This window comes from Flindersiella endophytica (assembly GCF_054779015.1).
In genome coordinates this window covers 373,812-380,400 of sequence record NZ_BAAGYY010000016.1, presented here as the reverse complement: position 1 = coordinate 380,400, position 6,589 = coordinate 373,812, and the positions used below count along the sequence as shown (strand labels likewise).

Sequence of the window (6,589 nt, the reverse complement as noted above, 5' to 3'; positions counted from 1 at the left end):
GATACGACAAACTCGCCGTCCGTTACCTGGCCACCGTCTACATCGCCGCCATCAACATCTGGCTCCGCGAACTCGAACGACACTTATGAGACACGGCCTAGCCGCCCATCGGTGCGTCGCTGCGGCGATGAGCGGCGGGCCGGCCAAGGCCGCTCGGCCTCTCCATGCCCGCGGCTGGCAAGCTTCCCGGCTTGCCGGTCGCGGGCCTTCGTCGTTGGAGAGCTGAACGAGCTGGATCGGCGACCACACCGGCGAACCGGGCGCGATGAGCAGCATGCGACGTACGCCCTAGCCGGCTGGACGATGGCCGACGCCGATGACCGACGTGGCGTCGAGCGTACGGATGTCGTTGTCGGCAAGGCTGCGCAGGAAGCGGTCGCGGATTCGCTCGACCTGGTCAGGCGCCAGCCCGAGCAGCATGCCGCGCATGCCACCGCCCAGCACGAGCGTCCAGGCGAGCCGGTCGTCCAGCGGCACCAGATGGCCTACCCGGCGGGTGTGGACGCGTTCCAGCCCGAGGCCGGCGAGCCAGGACTCCATCCGTTCCGGCGTGTTGTAGGGCTCCGCGTCGTACTGCCAGGGGTTGCCGAGCTCGGGCCGCTCCGGGCGGACCGCCTGGTACAGCAGGGTGGTCACCCGGTCGATGGCGTCGCGCTCCCAGACCAGCACCGCGAGCCGCCCGCCCGGGCGAAGCAGCCGAACCAGTGCGGACGTGCCGGCGGGGATGTCGGGGAAGAAGAAGATGCCGTACGCGCACTGCACCAGGTCGTACGGCTTCCCGCCGCCGTCCCATGCGGTGACGTCGGCCTCGGTGAAGCGCAGCTGACGCAACCCCCGTTCGGCCGCGAGCCGCTCGCCCTCGCCGAGCAGGGCGGTGGCCAGGTCGACGCCGTCGACGTGACCGTCCGGGCCGACGGCGTCGGCCGACGGCAGTGCGGACGACCCGGCGCCACAGCACGCGTCCAGCACCCGCTCGCCCACAGCGGGGGCGGCATCGGCCACCAACTCCCGCGCCAGCGGATCCCACAGCGCCGCCGACAGGGCGACGAACTCCTCCCGGGTGGCGTTGAAGATGTCGGCAAGGCCCGGGCGTGCGTTCACGGCTCCCCCACGTTTTGGGAATGGTTTTCGTTGCTGACAGACTATCGGTCAGCTGGTCGCCGTGATGGTGAACGCCGCGGTGCGTACGACACCGCGGTCCTGGAAGTCGAGGAACAGCCGGTACGTGCCCGCGGCGGGGACCTCGGCGTCGAACGTGATCGCCGGCCCTGCCTTGGTCCTGCCGTCGCCGGGTGTGCCGGTCGGGTGGACGTGCAGGTAGGCCAGATCGCCGCTGCGCAGGGCGATCAGGTGTCCGTACGCCTCGAGGTAGGGCTGCAGGCTCGTTACGGGCCGGCCGTTCCTGCTGAGTGTGAACGTCAGCCGGCTGACCTGGCCGGGCCGCAGCGTGCCGCTCGCCCGCGCGACGTAACCGTCGACGTTGTCGGCCCTGGAGTCGGCCGGCCGGGCCCTCGGTGCCGCGAGTATCGGTGCCGTCATGCAGGCCCGGCTGGCCGCCGAGCCCGCCGTACCGGCCGGCCATGCGACCGCGATGGGGCAGAGCCTGCTGTTCTGCGTAGCCATCCTCGGCGTCGGAATCGCTGCCGCGGCCGGCTTCGCACGCTCGCCGGTGAGGTAGTCGACACCAAGCACGGGTCGTTCACGGAGTAGCCGGCGTAGGGCGGACTACTCCGCCGGTGCGGGCTCGAGCCCGAGCAGTGGCAGACACGGCTCGAGCCCGTCGATCGTCACGGGGACCGTGCGGTGCTGTTCCCACCCCGTCCGGGTCAGGCGCATCCGGTGCTCGACGGACAACGCGCCGCGGACGGAGTGCCGCGTCACACCGTCGAGTTGGTAGCCGAGCTTGCGGGAGACGGCCTGTGAGGCGAGGTTGTGATCGAACGCGCCGGAGACCGCCTCCTCCGCGCCCAGCCCGGCGAAGGCCAGATGCAGCACGGCGGCGCGCATCTCGGTGCCGATCCCCTGCCCGTGGTGGCGCCGGCCGAGCCAGGAGCCCGTGGCCACCTCGCGAGTGACGGCCAGCTCACGCGCACCGATGCTCTGCTGTCCGACCACCACGCCGGAGTGGAACACCGTGAGGTTGAGCGACCAGTCCTGCGGGGTCCAGGTGCCCAGCCGCAGCCAGTGGTGCTGGATGACACCGCGGGCGACCTCGGCAGGCGACCGGTCCGTCCACGGTACGAGGAAGGGCATGACCTCCGGATCATGGATGCCGTCGGCTGCCACGTCCGCCAGGCCGGCGAGTTCCTCGGGCGAAGGCAGCCGTAGTTCGAGCCGCGGCGTAGTAAGGCGAAACCCAGCCAACGGAAAGTGGTCGACGAGCATGCTTCATCTTGACCGCCAGGTGGTCCGCACGTCACGCCGTTTTCCGCCGCAGCCCTCTCGCCCGCGGTGTTGACGCGCGGAGCCAGGACACGCACACTGGGAAAGCGTTTGCTCCTTGAGGACCCGGAAACGCGGTCAGCGTTCATTCCCCTCGTACAGGAGGTCGCATGTCTCGACGGATGCGTACGAACGTGGCTTTGCTCACCGTGGCCTTCGCGGCCATCGGCGTGCCGATCCGGCCGGCCACCGCGGCGACCATCGTGACGGTCGCCGCGGATGGGAGCGGCAACTTCACCACGGTTCAGGCGGCCGTGAATGCCGCGCCCGCCAACAGTTCGACGACGTATCAGATCGACATCAAGGCGGGGACGTACCGGGGAACGGCGTCGATCCCGTCGAACAAACCCAACGTCACCCTGCGCGGGCTCGGCTCGTCCGCAGCAAGCACGGTGCTGGTCGAGAACCACGCGGCCAGCCAGTACGGGACGTCCGGCAGCGCAACGGTGACCGTGTCGTCGGCGAACTTCAACGCCTCGAACCTCACCTTCTCCAACGACTACAACGAAGCCGCCAACGGTGCGTCCCAGGCCGTCGCGCTCAATCTGCAAGGGGACAAGGCGATCCTGAACAACGTGAGGGTGCTCGGCAACCAGGACACCCTGTTGCTGTGGTCGGCCGGCACGAGCACGGTGGCGCGCAGCTACATCCGCCGCTCCTACGTCGAAGGTGACGTCGACTTCATCTTCGGCCGCGGCACAGCCGTGTTCGACCACTGCACGATCCACTCGCTGAGCCGCGGATCCTCCAGCAACAACGGCTACATCACCGCCGCCGCGACGACGAACAGCAACCCGTTCGGATTCCTGATCTGGGGATCGACGCTCAGCAGCAACGCGCCCGGCAAGACGGTCTACCTCGGCCGGCCCTGGCACCCAGGCGGCGACGTGAACGCGATCGCGCAGGTCCTGGTCCGTTCGTCGACGCTCGGCGCGCACATACGGGACGACCCGTGGACCGACATGTCCGGATTCTCGTGGCGGGACGCGCGGTTCTCCGAGTACGGCAACTCCGGCCCTGGCGCGACGGTCAACTCCAACCGGCCCCAGATGACGCCGTCCCAGGCCGCGCGCTACACCCCGACCGCCTACCTCGCCGGCTCCGACAACTGGAACCCGATCTTCTGAGCCGGCGGCCAGGGAACAGGTGGACTCAGGCGGCGTCCACGGTGCCCTCTTCGATCACGCCGCGGTACTTGGTCCTGGCATGGACCTGAAGGGCGTGGGCGAGTTCGCCGAGGCGTCGCTCGTGCCCGCTGAGCGGGAGCCGGTAGCTCTGCTCGGCGCCCAGCGCCTCCCAGAGGTGGGCGAGCTCCGGGTGCCGCGCCTGGAAGTCGGCGTCGCCGGGGAAGAGGTCGACGCGGACCGAAGTGGTCCGCACGAAGGTGTGGTTGAGCTTGCTGAACGTCGAGATCGACACGCCCGCGAGCTCGCTCCACGGCACGTTCCACGGCTTGCCGCGCGGGTCGATCCAGCGGAGCCCGGCGGGCTCGACGACCAGTTTGCGCGGACGGGTGAGGACGGGGCTCAGCGCGAGAAAGACCAGGGCGGTTGCGAGAAAGATCAGGCTGAGCACGATCACGCCGATCCGGACGGCCGTGCCACCCAGGACCCCACCGGTGAACTCCGACACGATCCCCAGCACGCCGAGGCCGCCGCAGAGCACGACGGCCAGGATCCGCGCCCAGCCGCCGGCAGCCAGATCGAACACCGCCGGCTGACCTGGTTGAGGTTGAGGCGGAATTGGTAGTTGCCCGGTCACGAGCTGAACCTACCCGAGTCCACCCTCGAAACCGTGTCGAGCGCGAGCCCTCTGCTCCGTCCTACACACGTACACGCCAAGCTTGGTATGTACGTGGACGAGAAGGAGAGCTGACGATGACGAAGTACCTGCTCGCGGTCAACTACGACGGCGGCGCGATCGAGACGCCGATGTCGGAGTGGAAGCCGGACGAGGTCAAGGCGCACCTCGACTACTACAAGGCCTTGGTCAAGGAGCTCGACGAGAGCGGCGAGCGGGTCGACAACAAGGAGCTGACCGGGCCGGAGCTCGCCAAGATCGTCCGGTACGACGGCGTAACCGCGCCGGTCGTCACGGACGGGCCGTTCGTGGAGTTCAAGGAGATGCTGGCCGGCTTCACGGTGGTCGACGTCGAGTCGGAGGAACGGGCGATCGAGATCGCCGCCAAGTTGTCGTGCGTGCCGGGACCGGGTGGCGTGCCGCAACAGCAGCCGATCGAGGTACGCCGGGTGATGGGGCCCGCGGACTTCGCGCTGATCCACCCGGACATCTGAGTTCGCGGAGTCGCTAGCCTCTGGAGGTTGTGAGCGACAACCGCATCGAGGACCTGCTGCGCGAGCTCGCGCCGCAGGTGCTCGGCGTGCTGACCCGCAGGTACCGCGACTTCGAGGCCGCCGAGGACGCCGTCCAGGAAGGCCTGATCGCCGCCGCGACGCACTGGCCGCAGGAGGGCGTTCCCGACAACCCGCGTGGCTGGCTGATCCAGACCGCGTCCCGGAAGCTGATCGACCAGGCCCGCAGCGAGCAGTCGCGGCGGCAGCGGGAGAGCCTCGCGGCCCTCCGCGAGCCGCCCGCGCCCCAGGCGGACGAGGTGGGCGGGCCCGCCGGCGATCAGGACGACACGCTGCTCGTCCTGTTCATGTGCTGTCACCCCGCCTTGACGCCGGCGTCGGCGATCGCGCTGACGTTGCGAGCGGTCGGCGGGCTCACGACTGCCGAGATCGCCAACGGTTTCCTCGTGCCGGAGAGCACGATGGCGCAGCGGATCAGCCGTGCCAAGCAGACCATCAAGAAATCGGACGTGCCGTTCCGGCTGCCCGGCCAGGAGGCCTGGGCGGAGCGGCTGCGTTCGGTCCTGCACGTGCTCTACCTGATCTTCAACGAGGGTTACGCGAGCAGCGTCGGCGACGACGTGCACCGGGTGGAGCTGTCCGGCGAGGCGATCCGGCTGACCCGGCTCGTGCACCGGATGCTGCCGGACGATCCGGAGGTCGCGGGCCTGCTCGCGCTGATGCTGCTCACCGACGCCCGCCGGCCCGCCCGTACGAACGCCGACGGCGAGCTCGTTCCACTGGCCGAGCAGGATCGCGGCAGGTGGGATCGCGGGCTGATCGCCGAGGGCACCGCGCTGGTCGATGGGGCGATGGCACGGGGTGGCCGGGTCGGCGAGTACCAGATCCAGGCCGCGATCGCCGCCGTGCACGACCGGGCGAGCCGGGTCGAGGACACCGAGTGGCGGCAGATCATCGCGCTGTACGGCTTCCTGGAGGAGCTCACCGGCAACCCGATCGTCACGCTCAACCGCGCGATCGCGGTGGCGATGGACGAAGGGCCGGCCGCCGGGCTGAAGCTGCTGGACGAGCTGGACGAGCGGTTGCCGGGGCACTACAGGCTTGACGCCGTACGCGCGCACCTGTACGAGCTGGCCGGAGACATCCCCGCCGCGATCGCCGCCTATCAGAGGGCCGCGAGCCGCACGACGAACACTCCCGAGCAGCGGTATCTGACGACGCAGGCGGCCAAGTTGCAGGAAAGGCTGTAACCGCAGGGTGGTCTGACCGTCTAACAGACATGTCACCGCGTACCAGTCGTACGGCGCCGACCCGAACTCTCCCGGACCGGAAGCCGACCTCCCACCCACCGCCCCAAAACCACACGCTGGCACACCCACGCCCGGCCGGGGGAACGGCAATGAAGAGCCTGAGCGACCTGACCGACCGCAAACTCTCCGACCTCGCCTACCTCGACGCGACCCGGCGCGCGATCCTCGAAGGACTGAACGCCGCACTCGTCGACTTCGGGCGGCGCTACCGCATCATGATCGACAACGGCCGCTTGCTGGTCGGCGTGGACGTACGCCGGGAGCAGGGACCGTGGAAACTCAGCCCGCAGTGCCAGGACGGCGTGCAAGCCGTCGTCGCCGTCGACTACAGCGGCGGACGAGCCGAGTTCTACGTCATGCGCATCCCGCCCGGTGGTGCCTCTGCGTTCGCGCCGGCGCCCGGACCGGAGTCGCGCGACCGCTGGGACCTGCTGAAGTAGCAGATCCCAGCAGAGAACGAGCTGCCGAGCACGCCGGCAGCCCATTCCCTCCTGCCTACGGACCCGGCCGCAGCCCCCGTTCCTC

At 69.5% G+C, this 6,589-nt stretch carries 9 protein-coding genes; 5 read left to right on the top strand and 4 right to left on the bottom strand.

Features of this window, described 5'->3' with window-relative positions:
• Nucleotides 1–288 precede the first annotated feature (288 nt).
• Nucleotides 289–1,101, bottom strand: a complete 813-nt coding sequence (locus ACYVF6_RS19125; protein WP_460523093.1) for a class I SAM-dependent methyltransferase — start codon at nucleotides 1,099–1,101, stop codon at nucleotides 289–291.
• A gap of 48 nt (nucleotides 1,102–1,149) precedes the next feature.
• Nucleotides 1,150–1,539, bottom strand: coding sequence for a hypothetical protein (locus ACYVF6_RS19120; protein ID WP_460523091.1), 390 nt, complete (start codon nucleotides 1,537–1,539; stop codon nucleotides 1,150–1,152).
• Here ACYVF6_RS19120 and ACYVF6_RS19115 point away from each other — a divergent pair.
• Entirely contained in the window at nucleotides 1,538–1,678 is a 141-nt protein-coding gene (locus ACYVF6_RS19115) for a hypothetical protein (protein WP_460523089.1), read from the top strand. The two genes, ACYVF6_RS19120 and ACYVF6_RS19115, sit on opposite strands and share 2 nt — an antisense overlap.
• Nucleotides 1,679–1,725: 47 nt before the next feature.
• Here the strand turns inward: ACYVF6_RS19115 and ACYVF6_RS19110 are convergent, their stop codons facing one another.
• A complete protein-coding gene (locus ACYVF6_RS19110) occupies nucleotides 1,726–2,385 on the bottom strand; it encodes a GNAT family N-acetyltransferase (RefSeq protein ID WP_460523087.1) in 660 nt (219 codons plus the stop codon).
• Nucleotides 2,386–2,552: 167 nt separating this feature from the next.
• On the opposite strand from ACYVF6_RS19110, the gene ACYVF6_RS19105 reads away from it, so the two are divergent.
• On the top strand, nucleotides 2,553–3,569 hold the full coding sequence (locus tag ACYVF6_RS19105; RefSeq protein WP_460523085.1) for a pectinesterase: 1,017 nt from the start codon (nucleotides 2,553–2,555) through the stop codon (nucleotides 3,567–3,569).
• A 25-nt stretch (nucleotides 3,570–3,594) separates the two neighbouring features.
• Here the strand turns inward: ACYVF6_RS19105 and ACYVF6_RS19100 are convergent, their stop codons facing one another.
• Nucleotides 3,595–4,152: a hypothetical protein gene (locus ACYVF6_RS19100; protein WP_460523083.1), complete on the bottom strand. Its 558-nt coding sequence runs from the start codon at nucleotides 4,150–4,152 to the stop codon at nucleotides 3,595–3,597.
• 167 nt (nucleotides 4,153–4,319) lie between these two features.
• On the opposite strand from ACYVF6_RS19100, the gene ACYVF6_RS19095 reads away from it, so the two are divergent.
• The 3 genes from ACYVF6_RS19095 to ACYVF6_RS19085 all read left to right on the top strand — a co-directional run bounded on the left by ACYVF6_RS19095 (nucleotide 4,320) and on the right by ACYVF6_RS19085 (nucleotide 6,504).
• Nucleotides 4,320–4,736, top strand: coding sequence for a YciI family protein (locus tag ACYVF6_RS19095; RefSeq protein WP_460523081.1), 417 nt, complete (start codon nucleotides 4,320–4,322; stop codon nucleotides 4,734–4,736).
• Between the two features lie 29 nt (nucleotides 4,737–4,765).
• On the top strand, nucleotides 4,766–6,004 hold the full coding sequence (locus tag ACYVF6_RS19090; RefSeq protein ID WP_460523079.1) for an RNA polymerase sigma factor: 1,239 nt from the start codon (nucleotides 4,766–4,768) through the stop codon (nucleotides 6,002–6,004).
• Between the two features lie 149 nt (nucleotides 6,005–6,153).
• A complete protein-coding gene (locus tag ACYVF6_RS19085; protein WP_460523077.1) occupies nucleotides 6,154–6,504 on the top strand; it encodes a hypothetical protein in 351 nt (116 codons plus the stop codon).
• The last annotated feature ends 85 nt before the right edge of the window (nucleotides 6,505–6,589 follow it).

Coding starts and splice junctions, on each gene's coding strand:
- ACYVF6_RS19115 (WP_460523089.1), top strand. CDS start 1,538: ATGCAGGCCCGGCTGGCCGCCGAGCCCGCCGTACCGGCCGGCCATGCG.
- ACYVF6_RS19120 (WP_460523091.1), bottom strand. CDS start 1,539: ATGACGGCACCGATACTCGCGGCACCGAGGGCCCGGCCGGCCGACTCC.
- ACYVF6_RS19110 (WP_460523087.1), bottom strand. CDS start 2,385: ATGCTCGTCGACCACTTTCCGTTGGCTGGGTTTCGCCTTACTACGCCG.
- ACYVF6_RS19105 (WP_460523085.1), top strand. CDS start 2,553: ATGTCTCGACGGATGCGTACGAACGTGGCTTTGCTCACCGTGGCCTTC.
- ACYVF6_RS19095 (WP_460523081.1), top strand. CDS start 4,320: ATGACGAAGTACCTGCTCGCGGTCAACTACGACGGCGGCGCGATCGAG.
- ACYVF6_RS19085 (WP_460523077.1), top strand. CDS start 6,154: ATGAAGAGCCTGAGCGACCTGACCGACCGCAAACTCTCCGACCTCGCC.